Annotated in this window: 22 protein-coding genes and 1 tRNA gene; 6 read left to right on the top strand and 17 right to left on the bottom strand. The window is 68.5% G+C overall.

What is annotated here, in order from left to right:
- Position 1: 1 nt before the first annotated feature.
- A complete protein-coding gene (gene recN, locus LCHO_RS17375; protein ID WP_012348490.1) occupies positions 2-1,705 on the bottom strand; it encodes a DNA repair protein RecN in 1,704 nt (567 codons plus the stop codon).
- A 14-nt stretch (positions 1,706-1,719) separates the two neighbouring features.
- Complete coding sequence (locus LCHO_RS17370) at positions 1,720-2,610, bottom strand: NAD kinase (protein WP_043704437.1); 891 nt, start codon at positions 2,608-2,610, stop codon at positions 1,720-1,722.
- Positions 2,611-2,708: 98 nt separating this feature from the next.
- Here LCHO_RS17370 and hrcA point away from each other — a divergent pair, with 98 nt between their 5' ends.
- The 6 genes from hrcA (at position 2,709) to LCHO_RS23505 (ending at position 9,557) form a co-directional block, all read left to right on the top strand.
- A complete protein-coding gene (hrcA, locus tag LCHO_RS17365) occupies positions 2,709-3,734 on the top strand; it encodes a heat-inducible transcriptional repressor HrcA (RefSeq protein WP_012348488.1) in 1,026 nt (341 codons plus the stop codon).
- Positions 3,735-3,788: 54 nt separating this feature from the next.
- Positions 3,789-4,454, top strand: a complete 666-nt coding sequence (locus tag LCHO_RS17360) for a CBS domain-containing protein (RefSeq protein ID WP_012348487.1) — start codon at positions 3,789-3,791, stop codon at positions 4,452-4,454.
- A 197-nt stretch (positions 4,455-4,651) separates the two neighbouring features.
- Positions 4,652-6,373 carry a methyl-accepting chemotaxis protein gene (locus LCHO_RS24215; RefSeq protein WP_012348486.1) on the top strand — a complete coding sequence of 574 codons (1,722 nt, stop codon included), beginning with the start codon at positions 4,652-4,654 and terminating at the stop codon, positions 6,371-6,373.
- A 262-nt stretch (positions 6,374-6,635) separates the two neighbouring features.
- On the top strand, positions 6,636-7,709 hold the full coding sequence (locus LCHO_RS17350; protein WP_012348485.1) for a porin: 1,074 nt from the start codon (positions 6,636-6,638) through the stop codon (positions 7,707-7,709).
- Between the two features lie 133 nt (positions 7,710-7,842).
- Positions 7,843-8,898 (top strand): hypothetical protein, encoded by a 1,056-nt coding sequence (locus LCHO_RS17345; protein ID WP_012348484.1) that lies wholly within the window; start codon positions 7,843-7,845, stop codon positions 8,896-8,898.
- 239 nt (positions 8,899-9,137) lie between these two features.
- Positions 9,138-9,557 carry a hypothetical protein gene (locus tag LCHO_RS23505; protein WP_150105514.1) on the top strand — a complete coding sequence of 140 codons (420 nt, stop codon included), beginning with the start codon at positions 9,138-9,140 and terminating at the stop codon, positions 9,555-9,557.
- 465 nt (positions 9,558-10,022) lie between these two features.
- Here the strand turns inward: LCHO_RS23505 and LCHO_RS17340 are convergent, their stop codons facing one another.
- The 15 genes from LCHO_RS17340 to LCHO_RS24040 all read right to left on the bottom strand — a co-directional run bounded on the left by LCHO_RS17340 (position 10,023) and on the right by LCHO_RS24040 (position 24,248).
- The gene (locus tag LCHO_RS17340) at positions 10,023-10,700 is read right to left on the bottom strand and encodes a hypothetical protein (RefSeq protein WP_012348482.1); all 678 of its coding nucleotides are present in this window, start codon (positions 10,698-10,700) and stop codon (positions 10,023-10,025) included.
- Between the two features lie 64 nt (positions 10,701-10,764).
- The gene (locus tag LCHO_RS24155) at positions 10,765-10,887 is read right to left on the bottom strand and encodes a hypothetical protein (RefSeq protein ID WP_012348481.1); all 123 of its coding nucleotides are present in this window, start codon (positions 10,885-10,887) and stop codon (positions 10,765-10,767) included.
- A gap of 385 nt (positions 10,888-11,272) precedes the next feature.
- The gene (locus tag LCHO_RS17335) at positions 11,273-13,168 is read right to left on the bottom strand and encodes a DUF927 domain-containing protein (RefSeq protein WP_012348480.1); all 1,896 of its coding nucleotides are present in this window, start codon (positions 13,166-13,168) and stop codon (positions 11,273-11,275) included.
- Positions 13,161-14,147, bottom strand: a complete 987-nt coding sequence (locus LCHO_RS22340) for a DUF7146 domain-containing protein (RefSeq protein WP_012348479.1) — start codon at positions 14,145-14,147, stop codon at positions 13,161-13,163. Before LCHO_RS22340 ends, LCHO_RS17335 begins: the two co-directional genes overlap by 8 nt.
- The gene (locus tag LCHO_RS17325) at positions 14,144-14,710 is read right to left on the bottom strand and encodes a hypothetical protein (protein ID WP_012348478.1); all 567 of its coding nucleotides are present in this window, start codon (positions 14,708-14,710) and stop codon (positions 14,144-14,146) included. Before LCHO_RS17325 ends, LCHO_RS22340 begins: the two co-directional genes overlap by 4 nt.
- Before the next feature lies 1 nt (position 14,711).
- Positions 14,712-14,957 (bottom strand): hypothetical protein, encoded by a 246-nt coding sequence (locus LCHO_RS17320; protein ID WP_012348477.1) that lies wholly within the window; start codon positions 14,955-14,957, stop codon positions 14,712-14,714.
- 437 nt (positions 14,958-15,394) lie between these two features.
- Positions 15,395-15,778 carry a hypothetical protein gene (locus tag LCHO_RS17315; protein WP_012348476.1) on the bottom strand — a complete coding sequence of 128 codons (384 nt, stop codon included), beginning with the start codon at positions 15,776-15,778 and terminating at the stop codon, positions 15,395-15,397.
- Positions 15,779-15,787: 9 nt separating this feature from the next.
- Positions 15,788-16,138 carry a helix-turn-helix transcriptional regulator gene (locus tag LCHO_RS23760; protein ID WP_190274816.1) on the bottom strand — a complete coding sequence of 117 codons (351 nt, stop codon included), beginning with the start codon at positions 16,136-16,138 and terminating at the stop codon, positions 15,788-15,790.
- Between the two features lie 72 nt (positions 16,139-16,210).
- On the bottom strand, positions 16,211-17,326 hold the full coding sequence (locus tag LCHO_RS23500; RefSeq protein WP_012348474.1) for a hypothetical protein: 1,116 nt from the start codon (positions 17,324-17,326) through the stop codon (positions 16,211-16,213).
- A 100-nt stretch (positions 17,327-17,426) separates the two neighbouring features.
- Positions 17,427-17,750: a hypothetical protein gene (locus LCHO_RS17300; protein ID WP_012348473.1), complete on the bottom strand. Its 324-nt coding sequence runs from the start codon at positions 17,748-17,750 to the stop codon at positions 17,427-17,429.
- 107 nt (positions 17,751-17,857) lie between these two features.
- Positions 17,858-19,159, bottom strand: coding sequence for a tyrosine-type recombinase/integrase (locus LCHO_RS17295; RefSeq protein ID WP_012348472.1), 1,302 nt, complete (start codon positions 19,157-19,159; stop codon positions 17,858-17,860).
- A gap of 172 nt (positions 19,160-19,331) precedes the next feature.
- Positions 19,332-19,408, bottom strand: a tRNA-Ile gene (locus LCHO_RS17290).
- An 18-nt stretch (positions 19,409-19,426) separates the two neighbouring features.
- Positions 19,427-21,664 carry a putative bifunctional diguanylate cyclase/phosphodiesterase gene (locus LCHO_RS17285; RefSeq protein WP_012348471.1) on the bottom strand — a complete coding sequence of 746 codons (2,238 nt, stop codon included), beginning with the start codon at positions 21,662-21,664 and terminating at the stop codon, positions 19,427-19,429.
- Positions 21,661-23,448 carry a PAS domain-containing protein gene (locus LCHO_RS17280; protein ID WP_223210564.1) on the bottom strand — a complete coding sequence of 596 codons (1,788 nt, stop codon included), beginning with the start codon at positions 23,446-23,448 and terminating at the stop codon, positions 21,661-21,663. Before LCHO_RS17280 ends, LCHO_RS17285 begins: the two co-directional genes overlap by 4 nt.
- Positions 23,361-24,248 carry a chemotaxis protein CheB gene (locus LCHO_RS24040; protein ID WP_223210459.1) on the bottom strand — a complete coding sequence of 296 codons (888 nt, stop codon included), beginning with the start codon at positions 24,246-24,248 and terminating at the stop codon, positions 23,361-23,363. Before LCHO_RS24040 ends, LCHO_RS17280 begins: the two co-directional genes overlap by 88 nt.
- Positions 24,249-24,465 lie beyond the last annotated feature (217 nt).

The raw sequence follows: 24,465 nt of genomic DNA, 5'->3' as shown, positions 1-24,465 counted from the left end.
TTCAGCGTCGCGCCGGTGGCGTGCCCGCCGATCGCTCGTCCGACTGCACTGCGGCGAGCATTTCCTGGGCGTGCGCCAGTCCGGCACCGGACAGCTGCTGGCCACCCAGCATACGGGCGATCTCGCTGACGCGTTGCTGGCCGGCCACCGCGCGGATCTGGCTGTGCGTGCGGCCCTCGGCGCTGGCCTTGCTGACGACCAGGTGCAGGTCGGCACAGGCCGCCACCTGCGCCAGGTGGGTGACGGCCAGCACCTGGCGCTCGCGGCCGAGTCTTTGCATCAGCCGGCCGACGGTTTCGGCCACCGCGCCGCCGACGCCGGCATCGACCTCGTCGAAGATCAGCGTGCCGGCCGCCGCGCCCTGGGCCAGCCGGATCTGGCTGGTGGTGACGGCGATCGCCAGCGCGATGCGCGAGAGTTCGCCGCCCGAGGCCACCTTGGCGAGCGGGCGCGGCGTGCTGCCGGCATGTCCGGCGACCAGGAACTCGGCCGATTCCAGGCCGTGTGCCTGCACCTCGTCGGCCGGCTGCAGCAGCACCTCGAAGCGCCCGCCGGCCATGCCGAGATCCTGCATCGCCGCGCTGACCGCCTGGGCGAGCTGCGGCGCGGCCTGCCGGCGGCGCGCCGACACCCGGGCGGCTTGGTCGAGCAGCAGCGCCTTGGCCTGCGCGGCGGCCTGCTCCAGCGTGGCCAGATCGGCGGCGGCCTCCAGGCTGCGCAGCTCGTCGCGCCAGCCTTGCAGCGTGGCGGGCAGGTCTTCGGGCTGGCGGCGATAGCGCCGCGCCAGGCTCAGCCAGCTGGCCAGGCGGGCATCGAGCTGGGCCAGCCGGTCGGGGTCGAGTTCGGTGTGGCGCAGTGCCAGGTTGAGGCTGTGGGTGGCGTCGGCCAGCTCGTTCTGCACCGCGCGCAGCACGTCCAGCGCGTTGGCCAGCGCGGGGGTGTAGGCGGCCACGCTTTCGAGCGCGTGCGCGGCCTGGCCGGTCAGCACGCGGGCGCTGGTGTCGGCCTCGCTGGTGAGGTGCAGGGCCAGCTGGGTGGCGTCGAGGATGGCCTGGGCGTGCGCCAGGCGTTCGTGTTCGGCGTTGAGCTCGGCCCACTCGTCGGCCGCCGGTGCCAGCTTGGCCAGCTCGCCGATCTGCCAGGCCAGGCGCTCGCGTTCGCGCTCGATCTCGCCGCCGCGCTCGCGTGCCGAATCGAGCCGGGTCTGGTGCTCGCGCCACTGCGCCCAGGCCTGCGCCAGCGCGCCGGTGTCGAGCCCGGCGTAGGCGTCGAGCAGGGCGCGCACCGAGGCCGGCCGGGTCAGGCTCTGCCAGGCGTGCTGGCCGTGGATGTCGACCAGCTGCTCGCCCAGCTCGCGCAGCTGCGCCACCGTGGCGCTGCTGCCGTTGATCCAGGCGCGGCTCTTGCCCTGCGCGTCGACCGTGCGGCGCAGCAGCAGGCTGTCGTCGGTGCCGAAGCCGGCCTCGTCGAGCCAGGCCGTCAGGGCCGGATCGACGGGCTCGAACTCGGCGCTGATCTCGGCCCGCGTGGCGCCTTCGCGCACCACGCCGGAGTCGCCGCGGCCGCCGAGCGCGAGCTGCAGGGCGTCGATCAGGATCGATTTGCCGGCACCGGTCTCGCCGGTCAGCACCGCGAAGCCGGCGCTGAAGTCGACTTCGAGCGTGGTGACGATGACGAAATCGCGCAGGGACAGTCGCTTGAGCATCGGTGTCTTCTGGGTCACCCGTGGCCGTCGTGCGGCAAGGCGCCTTCGTTCCAGTGCAGCTTGCGGCGCAGGGTGGCGTAATAGTTCCAGCCCGGCGGATGCAGGAAACGCACCCGGTGCGCCGAGCGGCGCACGCTGATGCGGTCGCCGTGCAGCAGGCTGGCGAGGGATTGCATGTCGAAATTGACGCTCGGCTCGCGCCCCGAGACGATGTCGATCGTGACCTCGCCCGAGTCCGGCAGCACGATCGGCCGGTTCGACAGCATGTGCGAGGCGATCGGCACCAGCAGCCAGCCGGCCACGCTCGGGTGAAGGATCGGCCCGCCGGCCGACAGCGCGTAGGCGGTCGAGCCCGTGGGGGACGCCAGGATCAGGCCGTCGGCGCGGAAGTTGGCGACGAACTGGCCGTCGACCGCCACCCGCAGCTCCAGCATCGCGGTCGCGCCGCTGCGCAGCACCACGTCGTTCATGGCCACCGCGTCGTAGATCGGCTCGCCGCCGCGCAGCACGTGGCCTTCGAGCATGGCGCGGGTTTCTTCTTCGTAGTCGCCGTTGAGCACCGCATTGAGCGCACGCGCCACGCCGGCCACCGGCACGTCGGTGATGAAGCCCAGCCGGCCCTGGTTGATGCCGACCACCGGCACGCCGAAACGCGCCAGGTGGCGGGCGATGCCGAGCATGGTGCCGTCGCCGCCGACCACGATCGCGATGTCGCAGTGCCGGCCCAGCTCGTCGGCCGACAGCGCCGTGTAGCCGGTGATGCCGGTGTTCTGCGCGGTGGCCGCCTCGACCGAGACCTCGAGCCCGCGCCGGGTCAGCACATGGGCGATTTCCTCCAGCAACGGGCGCATGCCCTGGGCCTGGTACTTGCCCACGAGCGCGGCGTGACGGAAGCGGCTGATCATGCAGAAATTACACCACAGCGCCTGTGACATGCCGTGCCGTTCGACCCTCGGTTCAGCCCGGTCTGGCGTGCCCACGGGGGCGACCTACAATCGTTTCCATGCTGGATGAACGCGCGAAGATGTTGCTGAAGACGCTGGTCGAGCGCTACATCGCCGACGGCCAGCCGGTGGGCTCGCGCACGCTGTCGAAGACCTCGGGGCTCGAGCTGTCGCCGGCGACCATCCGCAATGTCATGTCCGACCTCGAGGAGCTCGGCCTGATCGCCAGCCCCCACACCTCGGCCGGGCGCATCCCGACCGCCCGCGGCTACCGGCTGTTCGTCGACAGCATGCTCACCAGCCGGGCGTTTGCCCGTGAGGTGGCCGACACCGGCAGCGCGCCGCTGCTCCAGCCCGACCAACCCAAGCGCGTGATCGCCAACGCCGCGCAGCTGCTGTCGAGCCTGAGCCAGTTCGTCGGCGTGGTCACGGTGCCCAAGAAGCCCAGCGTGTTCCGCCACATGGAGTTCCTGCGCCTGGGCGAGCGGCGCGTGCTGCTGATCCTGGTCTCGCCCGACGGCGACGTGCAGAACCGCGTGCTGTTCACCGCCCACGACTACACCCAGAGCCAGCTGGTCGAGGCCACCAACTACCTCAACGCCCACTACGCCGGGCTCAGCATAGAAGGCGTGCGCGAGCGCCTCAAGCTCGAGGTCGACGCCCTGCGCGGCGAGATCGGCACCCTGATGCAGGCGGCCGTGCAGGCCGGCACCGAGGCGGTCAACGAGGACACCGAGCAGCTGATCGTCTCGGGCGAGCGCAACCTGCTGGGCGTGCAGGATTTCGGCAGCGACATGGGCTCGATCCGCAAGATGTTCGACCTGTTCGAGCAGAAGACCCAGCTGCTGCGCCTGCTCGACGGCTCCAGCCGCGCCGACGGCGTGCGCATCTACATCGGCGGCGAGAGCGGCGTGGTGCCGATCGAGGAGCTGTCGGTGGTGTCGGCGCCCTACGAGGTCGACGGCCAGGTGGTCGGTACGCTGGGTGTGATCGGCCCGACCCGCATGGCCTACGAGCGCATGATCCAGATCGTCGACATCACGTCACGCCTGGTGGGCAACGCGCTGAGCCAGAAGCAGGGCTGAGCGGCGTCCCGGCGGCGCCGGCCGCACCCACCGCCGCCCGAGGAGCCTGCGCAGATGTTCTACGTCCACGGCATCGGTGGCCGCATGTACGCCGCCACGCTCGAGCAACTGCGCCAGGTCGCGCCGACGACGGCGGTGGCGCGCCCGCGCCGCATCGCCACGCTGGGCCGCGAGCCCGATGACGCACCGGATCGCCCGCAGTCGCCCCTGTCCACGCCCGCCGACACCGGCCACCGCGCCGCCCTGGCGGCCTACGCCGATGCCGGGCAGGCCCTGCAGCCGCGCCAGTCGCTGCGTTGCGTGGCCGACGTGATGAGCCGGCGCGTGCTGTCGGTGGCGGCCGATGCCAGCGTGCTGCAGGCCTGGCAGCAGCTCGCCCGCGAAGGCATCGGCCAGGCGCCGGTGCTCGACACCGACGCCCGCCTGGTCGGGCTGTTGCTGCGCGCCGAACTGATGCGTGGCGACTCCCTCGAGCGTGCCGCCACCGACCCGCCGGCCTGGCGGGCCTGGCTGGCCCAGCCGGTGCGCGCCGTGATGTGGACGCCCGTGCCGGCGGCATCGCCCGACACCGATCTGCGCCGCCTGGCCGCTGCCCTGCTCGGCACCGGCCTGCCGGGCCTGCCGGTCAGCGACGCGCAGGGCGGGCTGATCGGCTTCGTGTCGCGCTCGGACATCCTGCGCGCCGTCACCGCCGATCCGCCGCTGGACCTGTGGGGCTGAACCGGGCCTGGCGTCCCGATCCGGCAAGACCGGAAAGATTGGCAGTCTGCACGCATCGACCTTGATGTCGCTCAAGCATCGGCGCCCGAGGGTTCAAGCCCGTCGGCCATCGGCCGAAGAATCAGCTCTCAGGTGCTGGCCGGACGAGGGCGTCCACGCCAGCTCGTCCGAATCACCAAAACGACAACAACGTCATCATGAAACTTGGAACCAAACTTCTCGGTGCGTTTCTGGCTGTCTGCCTGCTGGGGGCCATCGTCAGCGGCGTCGGCATCCGCAACGCGGGCCTCATCAACGAGGCGGCCGACACGATGTACGAGCGCGAGCTGATCGGGCTTTCGGAGGTCAAGGAGGCCAACATCGGCCTGCTGTATGTCGGCCGTGCGCTGCGCAACGCGCTGCTGGCGACCACCGACGCACAGCGTGCCGAGGCGCTCAGCCGCGTCAAGGCCCGGATCGTCGAGGTCGAGGCCCATCTCGACAAGGCCCGTCCGCTGTTCGTGCGCGAGGACGGCAAGCGCAAGTTCGTCGAAACCGACCGGCTCTGGCAGACCTACAAGCAGACGGCCGAGAAGATGTACGGCGTGGCCCAGGCGTCAGCCCTGAGCGACAGCGTCGACGTGGCGGTCTACCTGTTCGGCGATTACGCGAAAGCCAGCAACGCGGTCGACGATGCGATGACGGCGCTGGCCGAGTTCAAGGCCGAAAACGCCCGCAGCACCGCCCTGGAAGTGACCGAGATCTACGAAAGCGGCCGCGCCATGATGCTGCTGCTGGTGGCGCTGTCGGTCGCCGTGGGGCTGGCCTGCGGCTACTGGCTGAGCCGCTCGGTCACGCGCCAGCTGGGCACCGAACCCGAGGTTGCCGCCGACCTGGCCCGGCGGGTGGCCGAGGGCGACCTGTCCACGCCCATCAGCCTGCGCGCGGGTGACACCGTCAGCGTGATGGCGGCGCTCAGCACCATGCAGGCGGCCCTGTCGGCGGTGGTGGCCAACGTGCGCGGCAATGCCGAAAGCGTCGCCACCGCCAGCTCGCAGATCGCGCAGGGCAACGTCGACCTCAGCCAGCGCACCGAAGAGCAGGCCAGCGCGCTGCAGCAGACCGCCGCCACGATGGACCAGCTGACCAGCACCGTGCGCAACAACGCCGACAGCGCCAAGCAGGCCAACCAGCTGGCGCTGGGCGCGTGCAACGTCGCCACCCGGGGCGGCGAGGTGGTGGCCCAGGTGGTCGACACCATGAAGGGCATCAACGACAGCTCCAAGCGCATCGCCGACATCATCGCGGTGATCGACGGCATCGCCTTCCAGACCAACATCCTGGCGCTGAACGCGGCCGTCGAGGCGGCGCGTGCCGGCGAGCAGGGCCGCGGCTTCGCCGTGGTGGCCGCCGAGGTGCGCAGCCTGGCGCAGCGCAGCGCCGACGCGGCCAAGGAGATCAAGACGCTCATCACGCGCAGCGTCGAGCAGGTCGAGAACGGCAGCGCCCTGGTCGATCAGGCCGGTGGCTCGATGACCGAGATCGTCGGCGCGATCCAGCGTGTCACCGACATCGTGGCCGAGATCAGCGCCGCCAGCGTCGAGCAGAGTGCCGGCGTCAGCCAGGTCGGCCAGGCCGTCTCGCAGATGGACCAGGTGACGCAGCAGAACGCCGCTCTGGTCGAAGAAAGCGCCGCCGCGGCCGAGAGCCTGCGCCAGCAGGCCGAACAGCTGGTCGGGATCGTCAGCGTGTTCAAGCTGGGTCACGAGGTGGCAGGCGCCCGCGCGGCGGGGCACTCGCGCAGCAGCGCCAGGCCGCAGGCCCCGGCAGCGCCGCGTGCGCCGCTGTCGCCGCGCGCGCCGGCCGCCCAGGCCAGCGCGCCGGCCCGCGCCACGCCGCAGCCGGCACAAGCCGCCGAGCAGGACTGGACGTCGTTCTGAAGCGGTCCGGCCGGAGGCGGGGCTGACGCAGTCCTCTGCACCATCAAAAAGGGTCTGGCGAATTGCCAGACCCTTTTTTCATGCCTGCCCGACGTGTCGCGCCTGTGACGTCGGATGATTTTTTCGAAGCTGTGGGGCAGGTGCATCGGCCGCGGGTAGGGCCCGAGTGCGTCATCGGTTTGCAACAAGTGGAAATTAGCCTTGACTGGCTCGGATGCGGTTTCCCGCGGACGTTCAAAGCCAACAACCGAACTCATCAGCCATGCAGATCAATACCCGCAAGAACATTTTCTCGATCGCCGCCTTGCTGGCCCTCGTCGGCGCTGCGGCGCCGATGGCCGCTTCGGCCCAGTCGACCGAATTCACCTGGTACGGCCGCATCGACCTCGGCCTGGAAAGCACCAGCGACGGCGATGTCTCGCGCATCATGGCCAGCAACTTCGCCTCGCGCCTGGGCATCAAGGGCGAGCACAAGTTCAACCCCGCCCTGAGCGCCATCTTCCAGGTCGAGACCGGCGTCGCCCCTGACGACACCGCCAACAGCAAGGCCTTCGCCAACCGCAACAGCTTCGTCGGCCTGAAGTCCGCCAACGCCGGCACCGTGCTGGTCGGCACCTACGACATGCCGCTCAAGACCCTGGAAGGCACCTCCGGCGGCCTGTGGGGCCAGGGCGACCTGCTCGAGATCCTGGTGCACGGCAAGGGCAGCCGCGTCGCCATCGGCAACGCCAACTTCCAGAACGTGCACACCCGCAAGACCAACGTGCTGCACTACGCCAGCCCGAAGTTCGCCAACGCGATCGTCGCCAAGGTGGCCTACTCGCCTGACGAGGCCAAGACCACGGTCCTGAACAAGGCGGTGTTCGGCGCCTCGGTCGAGTACAACGACGGCATGTTCAACGGCGGCGTCGCCATCGAGAACCAGAAGGACGCCATCGCCGCCGGCAAGGCGATGAAGGCCACCAAGGTCACGCTGGGCACGGCCCTGAGCGACTTCACCGTGGGCGTCGCCTTCAGCAAGCTCGACAACAGCAACGGCAAGGAAACCAGCAACGCCGTCATCACCGGCGCCTACAAGCTGGACTCGGCCCTCACCCTGAAGGCCAGCCTGGGCAAGTCGGGCGAGTCGAGCACCGGCGCCAACGACGGCATCAAGGGCATGGCCTTCGAAGCCAACTACGCCATCGACAAGCAAGTCGCCGTCTACGGCTACTTCACCAAGCTGACCAACGACTCGGCCGCTCGCGGCACCCTGGTCAGTTCGGACAACTTCCCGAGCGTCGTCGCCGGCAAGGACCCGCGCGCCCTGGGCGCGGGCGTGCGCTACTCGTTCTGATCGGTCGGCTCGCGCCGACCTTGTCCAAGCGGTACCCGCAGCGGCCGACGCCGATGCCGGGTATTGCAGCACCGGCCTGCGCTGATCGATGCGTCGATCACCGCGGGCCGCTTTGCCTTCGAAGGAAAGACACATGACCCGACTGCGCCTTGCCACCCTCGCCGCACCGCTGATGCTGGCCGCCCTGACCGGCTGCGCCGCACTGGGCGAGCGCCACGCCCCGATGCATGCCCGCCACCACGATGCCGGCACCTACTCGTTCGGCCTGTGGGGTGACATGCCCTACAAGAAGGCTGGCGACGACAAGAAACTGCCGGCCGTGCTGGCCAGCATCAACCGCTCCGACATCGCCTTCTCGATCTACGACGGCGACATCAAGGACGGCAGTTCCAAATGCACCGACGACATCTACACCGACGCGCTGACGATGTTTGCCGGCATGCGCCGTCCGGTGGTCTACGTGCCCGGCGACAACGAATGGACCGATTGCCATCGACTCAACAACGGCGGCTTTGACGCGCTGGAGCGCCTGGCCCATCTGCGCCGCGTCATGTACCCGACCCTTGCCAGCCTCGGGCAGGTGCAGATGCCGCTCGAGCACCAGGGCCAGGCGCCGGGCGACAAGTACATCGAGAACACGCGCTTCAGCCACGGCCCGGTGCTGTTCGTCGGCCTCAACGTGCCGGGCAGCAACAACAACGTCGTGCTCAACGCCAAGGAGTGCATCAGCAAGAGTGCGCGCACGGTCGCGCAGTGCGACGCGGCCAATGCCGAACACGCCGAGCGCGACGCCGCCAACATCGCCTGGCTGGCGCAGTCGTTCCAGAAGGCCCGCGACAGCCAGGCGCGAGGCGTGGTGCTGGTGATCCAGGGCGACCCGGGCTTCGATCTGCCGGAAACCGAAGACGCCGACGAAAGCAAGCTGCCGGGCGTCAGCGGCTACCGCAACTTCATGGCCCAGGTCGAGAAGCAGACCGCCGCGTTCAACGGCCAGGTGCTGCTGGTGCATGGCGACACGCACTACTTCAAGGTCGACAAGCCGTTGCACAGCCCGGGCCGGATGCTGACCCACTTCACCCGGCTCGAGACCTTCGGCAGCCCCAGCCTGCACTGGGTCAAGGTGACGGTCGATCCGCAGTCCGAGCAGGTCTTCCAGATCGAGCCGGTGATCGTGAAGCAGCCTGAATGAACCGACCGGGGCGGCCGATACGGCCGCCCCGGCGCAAGTGCAAAGGGCTTGGCCGAGAAGCCAAGCCCTTGATTCGATTGTGATTTCTGGTAGGCCGTGTTTCTACCGAATCCCCTAGGAATTGATCAACTTACTGACAAAGTTACCCGCAAAGTTACCCACGCGATGCGCCGCGTTCGCTCGGATCAGGTCGGCCAGCAGGCCCAGCACCAGGGCCGCATGCGGGCGATGTCGGCCCGGTGCTCGCCTCGAACCTGGGCGATGCGCGCCGCGTTGGCCTCGATGACGATGCGGTCCGAGTAAACGGCGGCCTCTTTGTTTGCCCTCGTGTTTACCGCCTGCCTGTTTACCAGATCATCGGAGCGCGCCTTGATCTTCCCGGACAGGTCGCGGGTCCACGGCGGGCGGGTCTGGTCGCCGTCGACGGCAGCATTGCCGGCGATGTGGCGGGCCAGGTCGGCCGCGTCTCTGCCGACGTCACCTACCTCGCCCTGAGCGTGGGCGGCAACGATGCGCTGTCGGCCCTGGAGCGCCTGTCGTGCTGGCGTTCATTGGCTCAGGGCTTGCGGCTGCTTGTTGCCCTGGTGCGCGGGGCGTGCTGGGCCCAGCGTTCAACTTTGGTGGTTGCGGCCGGTCCTTGTAGACCTCAATCAGTTTGAGGATGCCGGCAATGACCAGCGTCCAGAAGAGGAATGGCCCGTTCTCCTTCAGCCAGGCAGCTCCCCTTACTACTGCGGCCAAGACCCCAATGATGACCACGAACAGGATGAAGCCCACGAAGATCCTGTCGCCCGGGTGTCTGCTCATCGTTTGGCACCCAGCTGCTGCGGCGGGCAGAAACTGGCGGCACTGGTCATGCCCGACAGTGCCAAGGTCGCCAGTGCGGCGGCCACGCGGTTGATCCTCATGACGGTCTCCAGGAAGTGGGGAGACATCGTAGGGCGAGGCCTCCAGCCCATGACGACTGATCGATCCACTATTCGGCGGATCCGCCGCCCCGAGGTCAGCCGCTGCCCACCAGCTCTCGCAGTTCGCGCAGCAACGTGTTCACGTCCTTGCGCAACACCCGCAGTTGCGCGCGCCAGCCGCCCTTGAATGCGTTGCGCGATGCGATGGCCTTACCCTCATCCGTGCGTGGCCCGGTTGACCGTTTCCAGGGCTCGCGCGCCCGGATCTGCTCGGCCGCCTTGGCCCTGCGCTCGGGTGTCCAGCCGTTGCTCATGGCTTGCCTCCAGTAGTTCGTTTGGTCGGGTTGCGATTTTTTCCGCGCGAGCCGATCCGGCCTGCGGGTGCGTGCCGTTGTTGACCTGCTGCGGCCCGGTGGTCACGTTGGCCTGCTTGGCGAACACCGCCGTCTTGGGCATGCGCAGTTCGGCGAGCGCGGTGATGGCTTGCCGGCTGCCCGCGGCGCACTTGAGCGCCAGCCCGGTCATGGTCTGGATGCCGTCGAACTGGTTCTGTTTCTTGGCCCGCACCGCCAAGTCAATGAACATCGCCTGCAGCGCGGCGGCCTGGGTCAGTAGCATTTGCTCCAGCTGGGTCAGGTCGCCGGCTGCGATGGCCTTGACCTGTTGTTGACGGACTTTTTCCAATGCCTCCACTGTCGTGGCCTTGTTGAATTCCGGCAGATAGGTTTGCGTCACCATCATATTGATGGTGCCGTCCGCCATCACTGTGGCGAAGTACTTCTCGTCCTCGGCTTTGGCCTTGGCTTGCCGTGCCAGGTCGTCAGCGGTTGCCGGCAGTGCTGCTGGAGCTGGCTCCGGAGTGGTCTGGATCTTGGTGTTCTTGCTCGTTGCCATGTTCATGCTCCTGAGAAGTTGAAGCCAGCCGCGCGCATGCCGCGCACGATCACATCGGCGCCCGTCATTGCAGCCGCCCAGCGGCCACCTGCCGCACGGTCAGGCCCGCGTCTTCCATCTCGACGGCGATCTCCGCCAAGTCGTCGGCGTCGGCGCCCAGTGCGTCGGCGATGTTGAGTTCGTTCATGGGTCAGTTCCTCGTGTTCGGGTGGTTGCTGGTGCTGGTGCGGTCTGCTGCATCTGCAGATGCACGCTTTTTGCGGTGTGACGGGTGTGACAGGTGTGACCCGACCCGGTGTCCCTGGGAAAACGCCTTCTGCGGCCTGTCACACCGGCCAGAAGTTGCGGTGTGACGTGGTGTGACGGGCTCCGGCTGGCGCTGCTTTCCGGCCCGTCACCCTCTGAAGCGCGAGCGTCACACCGTGTCACACCGGCTTTCGATCCCGGTGTGACAGCCGGCGCGGCCCGGGTTTCCCTCTGTAGAGCCGGGTTTGTCACACCCGTCACACCCGTCACACCTGTCACACCGAGAAAGTGATGCGCCTGCACTGCAGGCGACTGGAAACGCGCGGTCATTCCTCGCACGCCCACAGCTTCGACCCGAACACGTACACCCGCGACGTGGCGCCGATGCCGGGCAATCGCTCGCTGCGGCTGGCCTTCCCGTCCTTGCCGGCCAGGATCACACCCGCCTCGATCAGCGCCTTCGCCGCGGCCTTCGGATCGAACCCCGCGCACAGCTCGCGCTTGAACACCTCGGGCAGCACCAGGAACTGCCGGCCGGTGTCCTCCCCGTCGCGCCAGAAGCCGGCCCGGTTGGCGACACGCTGTTCAACGGTGGCTTCCATGCTCTCGAAGCGGCTGGCGCCGTGCACCTCGAAGAACGCCCGCACCTGTGTCAACAGCGCCCGGTCTTCGCGGTTTCCCGCGCCACCGAACCCGGCCAGCCAAGACGTGAAGCACTGCCCCACGGCGTCGAACGCCTCGCCCCCTCGCCAGCCGGTCAGGTCGTAGTCCGTGGCCAGTTCGCCGGCAGCCGCGACCAGGCCGAAGCGCCGCGCCACCCGGATCACCTGCCCGCTGGAGCCGGGCTCGGTGTAGGCGTCCACGAACTCGCGCACCAGCGCCGTCACTTCATCGGCCAGCTTCAGGCGATCCCGCACCACCAGCCGCAGCCAGGCGACGCCGACGGCGCCGTGCTGCTGTTGCACCGCATCCTTCAGCGCCAGCGACAGCGCCGCGCCGCTCGGGTGCCCGTGCAAGGTGTCGAACGCACCCAGCCCGGCGCCCGCGTCGGCCTCGATGTCGGCCAGGCGGATTTCCTGCCCCGCGTTCGCCCGCTTGTCGGCGCGGGTCATCATGGCCGACAGGCTCTCTTCCCCGGCCGACAGGAACAGCAGGCGCCAGCGCGCAGCCTGCCTCGCCATGCCGGCGCGGCTCGCACGCGTCTTGCCCTGCCCGTTGGCCAGCAGATAGGCGGCGTCGCCCGCGTCCTTGGGGTCGCACTGGCTCAGCTCGTCGAGGATCAGCAACACGTCGTTGTGCATCGTCGCCAGCCCTTCGAGTCCGTTGGTGGTGGTGCGCCACAGCCGCGGGAAGGTCGCGGGCGAGCCCCACACCGATGCGGCCAGCGCCAGCGCGGTCGACTTGCCCGAACTGCTCTTGCCGCGCAGGTGGAAGCCGCCCGAATCCTCGCCCGCCAGGCTGGCCAGCGGCGGCGCCAGCGCGCAGCAGATGGCGAACACCATGCGGCTGTTGCCTGCAGCCAGCGCGGCGGCCTGGGCGCGCCAGTCGTCGACGGTACCGGCGCTGCTGAATGCGGGCTCGATGGCGCTGGCGCTCTGGAACACCACCAACTCGGCATCAGCGCCGATGGCCTCATTGGGCAGCACGAACACCGGCCCGGCCCAGCCCAGCCGCTCCACGCATCGCGCGCGGGCGTCGACCGGCCAGACCTGCAGATAGGTCGACAGCATCTCGCGCGCGGCCCGGTTCGGCGAGATGGCCAGCCCCTGACGCATCAGCTCGCGGCGCACGTCCAGGCCGTCGCCACTGAGCAGCTCATCGGGCACGGCCCAGCGGTGCGGGTGTCCGTCTGCGTCGTGCCAGTCCAGCAGGCGGCCCCAGTCGGCTTGTTTGGCGCCCCGGGTCTTGGCCAGGATGTGCAGCGGCGCGCAGACCCACAGCGGCGCCTTCTCGTTGCCCTCGGCATCGCGGCCGACGAAGTACACGCCGGCCGATCCTTGGCCCTCGCTGCCGTCGAGAATCAGGAACTGCGCGCCTGCGCCGTGCCCGCTGCGCCTGGGCTTGGTGGGGGCGGTCGCCTGGGTGCTCTTGCGCCGGGCCTTGCGGACTGCGGCCAGTTCGGTCACTTCGGCGTGCACCTGCTCGACTTCACCGGCTTCGCCAGCGGCCACTCGTGCCAGGTGATCGAGGTCGCCGGCCGCGGTGTTCAGGTCGTCATTCATGGGCGGCCCCTTGATGTTGTTGCGGATGGCTGTAGGGCGGGCGGTCGAGGTCGCGGCTAGCCAGCAGGTCGCACCAGTCCAGGCCCGCTACCGATGGCGTGGCGACGTGCACCTTGATCCCGGCAGCGAGGGCGCGTTGACCCAGCTCGCGGGCGGCCTTCTGCCCGGCTTCGTCGGCGTCGGCACAGATGGCGATGGTCTGTGTCCCCTGCGGCCACTGCCACGCGGCCAGCGCCCCGCACGAGTACGCGGCCACCACCGGCAGGCGCCCGGCGATGCCGGCGGCCAGGCTGGTCTCGATGCCTTCGGCCACGCCGATCAGGCCGGCCTCGGTCGGTTCGGCCAGGCGGATGCAGCCACCGAGCACCGGCCCCGACGCGCGGGTCAGCTTCTTGGCCGTGGGCACGGCGGCCTTGCGGCCCTCGCGGCTCAGGTAGGTGCGATGCAGCGCCACCAGCTCACCGGCAGGGCTGGTGATGGCGGCCACCAGGGCGGGGAAGGTGCGGATCTTCTGGCCGTCGTGCCAGTAGTCCAGGCCCGGGTGAAAGCGCAGCGCCGCGGGCGCCTGCAGTACGCCCACCTTCAGGCGGTGGCGCAGGTACAGCGACGCGGCATCACCGGGCACCAGCGGCCGACACGCAGCCCACAGCCGGGCGTTGCGCTCGCCGTTGTGCGCCCACTGCTGGCGCTGGTTCTCGGCTTGTTCCTGCCGGGCCTGGGCGATGCGCTGGGCCTGCACGATGCGGTCGGTCGGGCTGGTGAAGCGGTGGGCGCGGTTGCTCCAGGAACTCGTGAAGCCCTGTCGCATGCAGCCGAACGCACCCCCGTAGCCATCGGCGAACAGCTTGCACCAGCCGTCGCGGTTGTTCGGGCGGCCGTTGGTGCTGAAGCGGTGGAATTCGCCGGGAACGATGTAATCGGGCGTGTTGCCCAGCTCGGCCAAGACGGCGGCGCGGAAGAGGTCGGCGGGCTCGCTCATGCTGCGCTCCTTGCCGGCACGCCCGCAGCCACATGGATGACGGCGTGCGCCTGATGCGGGAACGCACTCAGCGCAGCGACGGCGCAGCGCTCGGCAGCAGCCTTGCGGCCGGCGGCCAGGCGGGCAACGTTCTCGGCCTTCTCCTTGGCGTCGATCTGGCGCATCGTTTCCAGCGCCTTGCGATGCCGGTCCATCTTCTCGTCGAGGTACTCGACACGGCCGACCTCGCGCATCGCCAGGCACGCCCACTCGACCAGCTCGTGCATGAACCAGTGCGCCGTCTGGTCGCGGTTGTCCCAGTCGCCCGACCACGCTGCGGCGGTGGCGCTCCTCACCGAGCAGTGGATGCGGTGGGCCAGGGCGTGAACATCCTGCGGCGCAACCTCCTTCATCGAGAGCATCACGGCGCGCAGTGCCTCCATCGACACCAGCGTCGCATCTTCGTCGACACCCGGCGCACGCGGTGCCCAGTCCTTGCGCTTGGTGCGAAACGGGAGCTGATCCCACACGGCAGGCAATGCAGCGGCGTCACCGGCCGCGCCGGTCTTCTTCTTGGCGGCCATGTCAGGCTCCTTGTTCGGGGGTGGTGGTGGCGGTCGCGGCGCGATGGGCGTCCATCCACTGCGCGTCGGCCAGGTCGAACGCGGCACGGGCCTGCACCCGCAGCGCGCGCAGCACGGCGGCCAGGACGTGCGTGCGGCCGTGGTCACCTGCGTCGATGCTTTCCGCCAGGTCGGCGGCCACGGACACCAGGCAGGTCACGTCGCCAACAGCGCGCACGAGCTTCTCCAAGTCGTGGGCGGTGCTCATGCTGCGCTCCCACGGCTCAGGCGGTCGGCGGCGATGACGCCATAGGCGCGGGCACGCAGCTCGGCACGGCGCAAAGCTGCGTTGTGCGCCAGGCGGAAAGCCAGGCGCTTCAGGTAGTGGCGGGGGGGGGGGCGCCAGGGGTGCGGATGCGGCAGCTTGTGCCGACTTGGGGGTCGTCATGGTCTCGGGCTCCGGGATGAGCATCGAAGAACCACACCGGCCGGTTTCACACGGCACGGGGTGGAGTGGCAGATGTTGAAACCTCGAATCACGTCGAGTGGCCATGCTCACGCGATGGCCCATCTGCCACCCCAAAACCTTGACGAAATTCGGGCGTGACAAAGCCGCGCTGTCGGGGCGGCTATCCGCGTGATTCAAGGTGGTTTCAAGCACCTGCAACCAGTATGCCGGCCGAGCTTGTGCGTGGTCAAGCGTTCTCATGCGCCGCTCTCCCGCAGATCAGCGGCCAGCGCCAGCATGAAGGCATTGATCTTCGATCGGTCGGCGGCGGTCAGGCTGTACTCGCCGGCCTCCACGCGGTTGCCGTCGCGGTCACTCACCTTGTGCATGGGGCACGGAATCTCCAGGCCCAGTTTCTCGCGCAGCGTGGCCACCAGGTCGGGGCCGTTGTTGACGCCAGCGATTCGCGGCAGGCGGCAGGTCTGCACCGGTCCCTGCAGCAGCGCATCGATGGCGCGCTGCTGGCGCGGAGTGAACGGCCTGGGCGGACGACGAATCACGGTAGGATCGTCGCCGGTCTGCATGGGGGCCGGCGCTTGTCCAGGGTGCCGGCCCTTGTCGTTTTCAGGGTTGGTCTGCATGGCCGGCCCCTAACCTTGCATGGCCTTGGCGCTGCGCTTCGCCTGGGCGGCGGCGCTGGCCTTCTTCGCAGTCACCATCACGGTGTCGGATGCCTCGGTGTTCGCCTTTTCGGCAAACCTCTTCCAGAACTCGACCACGTCGGTGAGGCGCCAGCGAGTGCAGCGCGGAGCGCGGTGAACGGGCGGCGGTGCCTCGCCAGTGGCCACCTTCTCGTACCACCAACTCAGCGACATGCCGCCGGTCGTGGATGAGAACTTCGCATCGACCAACCGCACGTCGTCAACGCCAGTTGGCAGCGATTGCGATGATGGATTCGGGTGGGCCTTCCCCGACGTTTTCGGCCCTAAGCGGTTATGCATGAGGCATCATCCAGACCGCTCCCTAGGCCGTTCAACCCTAGGCTTTGGGCCAGTTTGGCCCAGGGTGCCGGCCTAGGGTTGGGCGTCCCTGATATCGCCCGCCGAACGCAGCCGCTGCCACGCCTTGTTCATCACGTCTTTGGAGTAGCCCAGCGCTGCCTTCACGTCCTGCTTCGCCTTGGACGGCTTGCCAGCGGGCGCGGGCGGTACGGCCTTGGCATCGACGCCCAAGTCGGTCAGCTTGGCGAGGATCGCCAATTCCTGCGCTCGCTGCCGCTGTCGGGCCACCGTTGGTGATTCGGCCGCTGGCGCTGGCGGCGTAGGTGTCACGGGTTCGGCCTGAGCGGTCGTCAACGGTTTTGACACGGCGACTGGAATTCCGGCATCACCGACATATTGGTCAATCCACGAGTGATACCGCAACTCCAGTTCACGGGCGATGCGTAGCCAATCGACCAAGGCGCGATTGGAAGGATCAGTTCGATTGATGTCCTCGAAGCGTTGCCTCAGTTGAACCAGGTGGCGTGGCCTCGTCTTGTCATTGGTTGAATGCTCGGCAGCGGCCAGTGTTTCCGTATTCGGGTTGTACCGACACAGCAACATCGCAGCCATTTCCGGGCCGATTGCCTTCATGGCGAACCAATGCGCCGCGTCCATCGTTGCGTCGTACCAGCCGATACACAGCATGGCATCTGACTCTGGTGCATGTCGCGCTACCTCCATCTCTTCCATGGCGGCAGCAACTGCGACTTGGAATCCAGTGCCCGTTACCAATCCGACCAAGCGGTCGGCTTCGCGCTTCGGCAGTTGGGCGGCGAACCGCTTCACCGCAACCAGCGTCCGGTTCTCCAACGATTCAAGTTGTATTCGGTCCAAGCGCCGCAAGGGCAATGACTTGTCGTCTATTTTCTGGTTCGGCCAATTTGGGAACGGCCACTCGCGCCACAAGACGAGCGCACGATGCTTCACAACCACGGCCAACAAGCGGGCGGCGCTTCGCTCTTTTTCCGATGGAAGACGGGCGCGCCGCAGTGCGATGACTTGTTCTCTTTCGCGTCTCAGAACTGTGGCCTTCCCACCCCGTACCTCAACCGCTTCAGGAACGTCATGGGCCAAGAGCGCATCAAGATGTGGCTTCAAGACGTTCAACGCAGCAGCGCGCAACGTTCGATAGATGTGGTCGTCCATGCACACCCCCTTCTCGGTGTTCTTCCAAGAAGGTGCCCCAGCAGGCGGGGGAAGGAATCCCGCTCTTCGGTTCGCGGGCCTAGCTGGGGCCGATTCAGGGTCAGACGCGGGCGGCGTCGAACCTCTTGTTCTCCAGGGCGTACTTCAGCGCGGCCTGCACCGGCTCGGTGGTGTTCCGAATGGCGCCGATGACCTCCTCCATCGGGATGGCGATGCGTTCACTCCGGGCCGTGCCCATGACTTCAAGCAGCAAGTTCAGTTGCGACAGTTGACCCACAGCCCAGTCCAGCAGGGCGGCGGGCGTTGCCTCCGGGTTGACGATGACGGCGGGGGCGTCGCCGGGATACGAGTGCATGTCACCAGCCCAGCCCATGAGCGGGAATGCGACTGGCTTGGCGGCGAGAGATACAGTTTCGGTAGCCATGATGTGCGGTCCTTTCAGGTGTGCACGTTGTGGTCAGGGGTCGGTCACTGTTCCAGCAGCTTCCGGCCCCGCCCGATGCCGGCAGCCGGTCGGCGCGGGTTCGCGGGTCAGGCCCGCTTGCTTGTCAGGTCGACCACCTCTGCGCCCTTGCGCAGGCGGTCCAGGTAGTCGGCCCAGCGGGTCATCATGTCGCGGCGCTGGTCGAGGTACTGCGTACGGTTGTAGGCCCGGCCCAGCGCATCGGCCACTACGTGCGCAAGCTGCGCTTCGAGCACCACGGGGTCGATCTTCAGCCGCTCGGCCGCGATGGTCCGCGCCGTGGCACGGAATCCGTGGCCCGTCATCTCGTCCTTGTCGAAGCCCATCCGGCGCAGCGCTGACAGCACACCGTTGTCGGATAGCGGACGGTCGGGCGTGAGCGGATTCGGGAACACGTACTTGCCGGCACCCGTCAGCGGTTGCAGGTCGCGCAGGATTGCCGCCGCCTGTGGCGCCAGCGGCACCACATGATCGGGGCCGTTGAGCTTGGCTTTCAACCGCCCCTTCATGCGCGCAGCCGGGATGGTCCACACGGCTGCGTCGAGGTCGAACTCTGCCCACTCGGCCTTGCGCAGCTCACCCGGTCGCAGGAAAACCAGCGGCGCCAGCGCGAGAGCGGAGCGTACAACCGGCGTGCCTTGGTATCCGTCGATGGCCCGCAGCAGTTCGCCCAACCTGGCTGGGTCGGTGATGGCAGCCCGATGCTCCGGTACGGGCAGCACGATGGCGCCCTTCAGGTCTCGCGTGGGGTCGCTGTCGCAGTAGCCGTTCTGCACGCCGTGGCGGAACACGGCGCCAGCCGCCTTCAGGGCCCGGTATGCGGTTTCGACCGCACCGCGGGCCTCGATGCGCCGAGCGTGCTTCAACAGCTCGGGCGGGGTCAGCTCGGCAAGCGCACTCGTGCCGATGAAGGGGAACAGGTCATTCACCAGTAGCGCCAGCACCTTGCCAGCGTGCCCTTCCGACCAGCTCGGCGCCATGCGGGCATGCCACTCCCGGGCCGCGTGCTCGAACGTGCCAGGCCCGGGCAATCCCGCTGCGGCCAGGCGGGCAGCCTCAGCCTTCAGCGCCTGGGCCGCCTTGTCATCCTTGCGCGCCTCGCTCGGGTTGATCCCGGCTGCCAGCCGCTCGCGCGCCTCGTCGCGCCTGCCGCGAGCTGCCGACAGGGACGTGTCGGGGTAGGTGCCGAGAGACAGCATCCCCTCCTTCCCGCCGAAGCGGTAGCGCCAGCGCCACCAGGCAGAACCGGTCGGCTGCACGTCCAGGCGCAAGCCATCGCCATCGGTCAGCCGCTCGCCGGCCTGCGCCTTCATCGCCCGCTTGATCGCGGCACGGATGCTCTTGTCGTCGAGGTTGTTCGTCGCTGCCATGCGGGTAACTTTACCCCTGCATGGGATCACATGGGGAAGCTACCCGCAAAGTTACCCACAAAAAGGCTGGAGGCAAGCCAAGTTAACTGGCCTCATGCGGGCAATAAAAAAGACGTAAATTGTTGATTTACTTGAACATTTCGTCTTTTCTGGTCTCTTGCGTAGCTGTCTTTGGTAGGCCGTGTTGGACTTGAACCAACGACCAAAGGATTATGAGTCCTCTGCTCTGACCAACTGAGCTAACGGCCCGCTACCTTCGAAACCCCATCATTTTGGCATGGCCATCCGGGCCAGCGCCTCCAGTGCTGCCGGTGGGCCGAACAGGTCGCCCTGGAAGATGCGGCAGCCGCAGGCGATCAGCAGGTCGCGCTGGGCGGGGGTTTCGACGCCTTCGGCCACCACCGAGATGCCGAGGTTGAGCCCCAGGGCGGCGATGGTGCGGGCGATCGCCGCGTCGTGCGTGTCGGTCAGCAGATCCTGGACGAAGGTGCGGTCGATCTTCAGTTCGTCGAGCGGCAGGCGCTTGAGGAGCGAGAGCGAGCCGTGGCCGGTGCCGAAATCGTCGAGCGCCAGGCGGATGCCGTGCGCCTTCAGGCGCTTCATCTTGGCAATGCTGTCGTCGACGTGGTCGAGCACCGCGTTTTCGGTGAGCTCGATCTTGAGCCGGGCCGGCCTGGCGCCGGTGCACGCGAGGATCTCGATCACCCGCTCGACGAATTGCGGCTCGTGCAGTTCACGTGCGCTCACGTTGACCGACAGCACGAGATCGGCCGTCGCGGGGTCGGCGGCCCAGGTGGCCAGTTGCGTGCAGGCGGTCTCGAGCACCCAGCGGCCGATGGCCTGGATCAGGCCGCGGTCCTCGGCGATCGGGATGAACTCGGCCGGCGACACCAGGCCGCGCCGCGGGTGCTTCCAGCGCACCAGGGCCTCGGCGCCGAGCAGGCGGTTCTGGTGGTCGATCACCGGCTGGTAGCACAGCACCAGTTCATCGCGTTGCACCGCCAGGCGCAGCTCGGCTTCGAGGGCGGCGCGCAGCATCATGGTCTGCTGGACCGCGGTGTCGAAGAAGCGCAGCGTGTTGCGTCCGCCCGCCTTGGCCTGGTACATCGCCTGGTCGGCGCGCTTGAGCAGTTCGTCGACCGTGTCGTGGTGATCGTTGAACAGCGCCACGCCGAGGCTGGCGCTGCAGTGCACGAACTCGCCGCTCATCAGGTACGGCAGATTGAGCGCGGCGAGGATCTTCTCGGCGACGCTGCGCGCATGCGAGGCGGCCTCGTCGGTGGCGGTGCTGAGGTCGGCGCCGAGCATCACCACGAACTCGTCGCCGCCGATGCGGGCGACGGTGTCGCCCTCGCGCACGCAGCCGCTCAGGCGCTGCGCGACGTTCTGCAGCAGCAGGTCGCCCTTGTCGTGGCCGCGGGTGTCGTTGATGTCCTTGAAGTGGTCGAGGTCGATGAAGAGCAGCGCGCCCTCGCGCTGCGAGCGCGCGCTGATGGCCATCGCCTGGTTCAGCCGATCTTTCAGCAGGCGCCGGTTGGGCAGGCCGGTCAGCGGGTCGTAGAAGGCCAGCTGGGCGATCTCTTCCTCGCGCGCCTTGCGCTGCGAGATGTCGAGCATGGTGCCGACGTAGCGCGTCACGGTGCGGTGCTCGTCCTGCACGGCGGTGATGGTGAGCCACTCGGCATACACCTCGCCGCACTTGCGCCGGTTCCAGACCTCGCCCTGCCAGGTGCCGGTGCGCTGCAGGCTGTCCCACATGGCAGCGTAGAAGGCCGGGTCGTGCCGGCCCGAGTGCAGCAGCCTGGCGGTCTGGCCGATCGCTTCGGCGGCGCTGTAGCCGGTCATCTGCGTGAAGGCCTTGTTGACGCGCTCGATCACGCCGTGCGCGTCGGTGATCATCATGCCTTCCTGGGCCTCGAACGCGGTGGCGGCCAGGCGCAGTTCCGACTCGGCGTGCTTGCGCTCGCTGATGTCGGTGAGCGCGATGCGCAGCAGCGGCGCGTCGTGGTTCGCGCGGGCCATCAGGCCGTCGAGCTGGGCGTGGATGCTGCGCCCGCCCGCGCCCTGCACCAGCAGTTCGATGCGGCCGGGTTCGCCGCGCCGCGACAGGCTCAGGGCGTGGCGATGCCAGCGGTCGCGGTCGACCGGCGCGATGTAGCGCTCGAAGCGCCGCCCCACCAGCTTGGCGCGGGCTTCGCCCAGCAGGTCGGCGCCGGTCAGGTTGGCCTCGGTGATCAGGCCGTTGGTGTCGAGCGTGAAATAGCCCACCGGCGCAAAGTCGTACAGGTCGATGTAGCGGTCGCGCGCCGTCTCCAGCGCGATCTGGGCGCGGCGCAGCTCGTCGTTCTGCATCTCGAGCTCGATGCGGTGCACCTGCAGCTCGTGGGCCATCGCTTCGGCGCGGCGTTCGGCCTCGGTCGCGACGGGCGTCGCGGCAGCGGCAGCGGCCGGCAGGTCCGGGCCCTGGCGCGACGCACCCGGCTGCGAGCGCACGCGCCGGCTCATGTGCCGGCCTCCGTGTCGGTGATGCGCTCGACGACCACCAGCACCAGCTTGCCCATGCCGGCGTTCTCCAGCACCCGGCGGGCGCTGAGCTGGAGCTGCCGCGATCCGAGGCCGGCGAAATCGTGCAGCACCCGGCGGTGTTCGAAGCTGTGCTCGCGCGGCAGGATCACTTCGAGCAGTTCGTGCATCGCCGGGAAATCCCACTGCCGGTCGCCGAACTCGAAGATGCCGTGCCCCAGCGTGTCCGGTGCCGTCACGCCGAAGGCCTCGCAGAACGCCTGGTTGGCCGAGATCACGTTCAGGCCGGCATCGAGCACGACGAGCGGCTCGCGCACCGCGTCGACCACCGCTTCGGCCAGCTCGCGCGCCTGGCGCGAGGCGATCGCCTGCACGCGCTCGGTGACGTCGGCAAAGGTCAGCACCACGCCGTCGATCACGTTGTCGACCGTGCGGTAGGGCTGGATGCGCGCCAGGTACCAGACGCCGCCGGCGGTGCCGACCTCGCGCTCGATCGGCACCAGCGTGTCGAGCACGGTCTGCGCGTCGGCCAGCAGGTCGACGCCCTGCAGCTCGCTGCGGATGTCGGCGAGGTGGCGGCCGACGTCCATGCCGGCGAGCCGGTAGACGCGGGTCGCGTCGCGCGTGAAGCGCCGGATCAGCAGGTGGCGGTCGAGGAAGATCGTGCCGACGCGGATGTTGTCGAGCAGGTTCTTCATGTCGTCCTGCATGTTGGCCATCTGCTCGATCTTGATCTGCAGCTCGCTGTTGACCGTCACCAGTTCCTCGTTGACGGACTGCAGTTCTTCCTTCGAGGTCTCGAGCTCCTCGTTGGTGGATTGCAGTTCCTCGTTGGTCGACTGCAGCTCCTCGTTGGTCGACTTGAGCTCTTCGTTCGAGGCCTGCTGCTCCTCCAGCATGGCGGTCATGCTTTCCTTGGCGTGCGTCAGCTCGCGTTCGAGGGCGGCGATGCGCCGGGCCTCTTCGGACACCTTGCTGCGCGACTTGCGTGTGGTGGCCGGAAGGGTCGCCGGTGCGCGTTCCTGGAAGCTCACCAGCAGCATGCTCTGGCGGCCTTCGGGGTCGTGCATCGGCCGCACGCTGAGGTTGAGCGGCTGTTCGTCGCGATCGGTCTTGACGCTGAGTTCGCGGTTGTGCGTCGCCAGGCCCTGGCCGGCGGCGAGCCCGATGGCCTCGCGCAGTTCGAGCTGCAGGCCGTCGCGGGCCATGTCGACCACGTTGTGCGACGGATGACCCGGTGCCGGGCGCAGGAACTTGCCGGTCTCGCCATGCACGTACAGCACGTTGCCCTGCAGGTCGGTCACCACCGCCGCCGGTGCGAACGACTGCAGCAGCGTGCGGCGGGCGAGGTCGGCGATCTGCGGCTCGCGGGCGACCGGGCGCGTGTCGGGTGAGGGGCGGCTGGCGCCGTCGGCCGCCCACGACAGGCCGCTGCCGAGCACCGCGCGGGTCGAAGCCACGGTCGGGCGGGCGCGGTAGATCTTCCACTTGCGGCTGATCGGCTCGAACAGCTCGGTGTGGTTGCCCACGCTCTCGGACGGCGACAGGAGCAGCACGCCGCCGGGCTTGAGCGCGTAGTGGAAGGCCGGGACCAGGCGGTTCTGCAGCTCCGGCTCGAGGTAGATCATCAGGTTGCGGCAGGCCAGCAGGTCGAGCCGCGTGAAGGGCGGATCCTTGATCACGCTCTGCACAGCGAACACCACCATCTCGCGGATCTCCTTCTTGATCCGGTAGCCGCTGTCCTCCTTGGCGAAGAAGCGCCGCAGCCGCTCGGGCGAGACGTGATGCGCCGCCCGATCGTGCTGACCTTGTACTGCGAGAAGTCGTGTCCGGTGCTCGAGCGCAGCAGCATCAGGATCTTCACCAGCCCGTTCGCCGCGGTGGGGATGGGTGCGCTGACGGCCTGTCGGATCGCCAGCGGCCGGGTGCCGTCGCGCAGGGCCTGCGGCATCTGGTCGGGCGGCAGCACGCGGGTGGCATGACCGGCCTTGATCGCGCTGCTGGGCATGCCGTCGTACCTGGCGGTGGCCGGCTCCTGCACCAGGCACAGGCCGCCGGCGCCGAAGATGGCGCGCAAGCCCAGCGTGCCGTCGGTGCCGGTGCCCGACAGGATGATGCCGACCGCGTCGGCGCCGTGGTCGTCGGCCAGCGAGCGCAGGAAGGCGTCGATCGGCATGCGCTGGCCGTGCGGCTCGGCCGGCACGCTCAGCTGCAGCGCGCCGTGGAAGATCACCATGTCGCGGTTCGGCGGGATCACGTGCACGCGGTTGGGCGCAACGGCCATCTGGTCCTGCGCCTCGACCACCGGCATCGTGGTGCTGCGCTGCAGGATCTCGGCCAGGATGCTGGCGTGGCTGGGGTCGAGGTGCTGCACCAGCACGAAGGCCATGCCGCTGTCGGCGGGCATCTGGCGGAAGAACTGCTCGAAGGCCTCCAGCCCGCCGGCCGACGCGCCCAGCCCGACGATCGGGAAACGGCTGTCGGGCACGGTTTCGCCCGCCTTGGCGCCCTGTCGATCCGGCGCCTTGCCGGTCGCCGGCGGGGCCGGACTTTTTCTAGCGGCCACGTGGATCGCCTTTCAACTGCTTCCTCAGGCGGTTGCTCACGGCCTGATCCTCCCCGGGCTTGATGCGGTTCTTGTCGACGGCCGTGCGCACGCGGGATCGCACGGTGCAGGTCAGGAGCTATGTTCTTGTGTGCCGAACTTCGTGCCGATTGTCACCGTTGCGGCCGCAGGTCGACATCCGGGTCATCGCGCGTGAGGTGCACATGCGGGCCGGGCT

The sequence above is a fragment of the Leptothrix cholodnii SP-6 genome (assembly GCF_000019785.1).
Classification (GTDB): domain Bacteria; phylum Pseudomonadota; class Gammaproteobacteria; order Burkholderiales; family Burkholderiaceae_C; genus Sphaerotilus; species Sphaerotilus cholodnii.
Note: the sequence above shows the minus strand (reverse complement) of the source record. Positions and strands in the feature narration are given on the sequence as shown.

Coding starts and splice junctions, on each gene's coding strand:
- LCHO_RS17345 (WP_012348484.1), top strand. CDS start 7,843: ATGACCCGACTGCGCCTTGCCACCCTCGCCGCACCGCTGATGCTGGCC.
- LCHO_RS24215 (WP_012348486.1), top strand. CDS start 4,652: ATGAAACTTGGAACCAAACTTCTCGGTGCGTTTCTGGCTGTCTGCCTG.
- LCHO_RS17325 (WP_012348478.1), bottom strand. CDS start 14,710: ATGGCCGCCAAGAAGAAGACCGGCGCGGCCGGTGACGCCGCTGCATTG.
- LCHO_RS17300 (WP_012348473.1), bottom strand. CDS start 17,750: ATGGCTACCGAAACTGTATCTCTCGCCGCCAAGCCAGTCGCATTCCCG.
- LCHO_RS17285 (WP_012348471.1), bottom strand. CDS start 21,664: ATGAGCCGGCGCGTGCGCTCGCAGCCGGGTGCGTCGCGCCAGGGCCCG.
- LCHO_RS24155 (WP_012348481.1), bottom strand. CDS start 10,887: ATGAACGAACTCAACATCGCCGACGCACTGGGCGCCGACGCCGACGAC.
- LCHO_RS17370 (WP_043704437.1), bottom strand. CDS start 2,610: ATGATCAGCCGCTTCCGTCACGCCGCGCTCGTGGGCAAGTACCAGGCC.
- hrcA (WP_012348488.1), top strand. CDS start 2,709: ATGCTGGATGAACGCGCGAAGATGTTGCTGAAGACGCTGGTCGAGCGC.
- LCHO_RS17335 (WP_012348480.1), bottom strand. CDS start 13,168: ATGAATGACGACCTGAACACCGCGGCCGGCGACCTCGATCACCTGGCA.
- LCHO_RS17350 (WP_012348485.1), top strand. CDS start 6,636: ATGCAGATCAATACCCGCAAGAACATTTTCTCGATCGCCGCCTTGCTG.
- LCHO_RS17315 (WP_012348476.1), bottom strand. CDS start 15,778: ATGCAGACCAACCCTGAAAACGACAAGGGCCGGCACCCTGGACAAGCG.
- LCHO_RS17360 (WP_012348487.1), top strand. CDS start 3,789: ATGTTCTACGTCCACGGCATCGGTGGCCGCATGTACGCCGCCACGCTC.
- LCHO_RS22340 (WP_012348479.1), bottom strand. CDS start 14,147: ATGAGCGAGCCCGCCGACCTCTTCCGCGCCGCCGTCTTGGCCGAGCTG.
- LCHO_RS23760 (WP_190274816.1), bottom strand. CDS start 16,138: ATGCATAACCGCTTAGGGCCGAAAACGTCGGGGAAGGCCCACCCGAAT.
- recN (WP_012348490.1), bottom strand. CDS start 1,705: ATGCTCAAGCGACTGTCCCTGCGCGATTTCGTCATCGTCACCACGCTC.
- LCHO_RS17295 (WP_012348472.1), bottom strand. CDS start 19,159: ATGGCAGCGACGAACAACCTCGACGACAAGAGCATCCGTGCCGCGATC.
- LCHO_RS17340 (WP_012348482.1), bottom strand. CDS start 10,700: ATGGCAACGAGCAAGAACACCAAGATCCAGACCACTCCGGAGCCAGCT.
- LCHO_RS23500 (WP_012348474.1), bottom strand. CDS start 17,326: ATGGACGACCACATCTATCGAACGTTGCGCGCTGCTGCGTTGAACGTC.
- LCHO_RS17320 (WP_012348477.1), bottom strand. CDS start 14,957: ATGAGCACCGCCCACGACTTGGAGAAGCTCGTGCGCGCTGTTGGCGAC.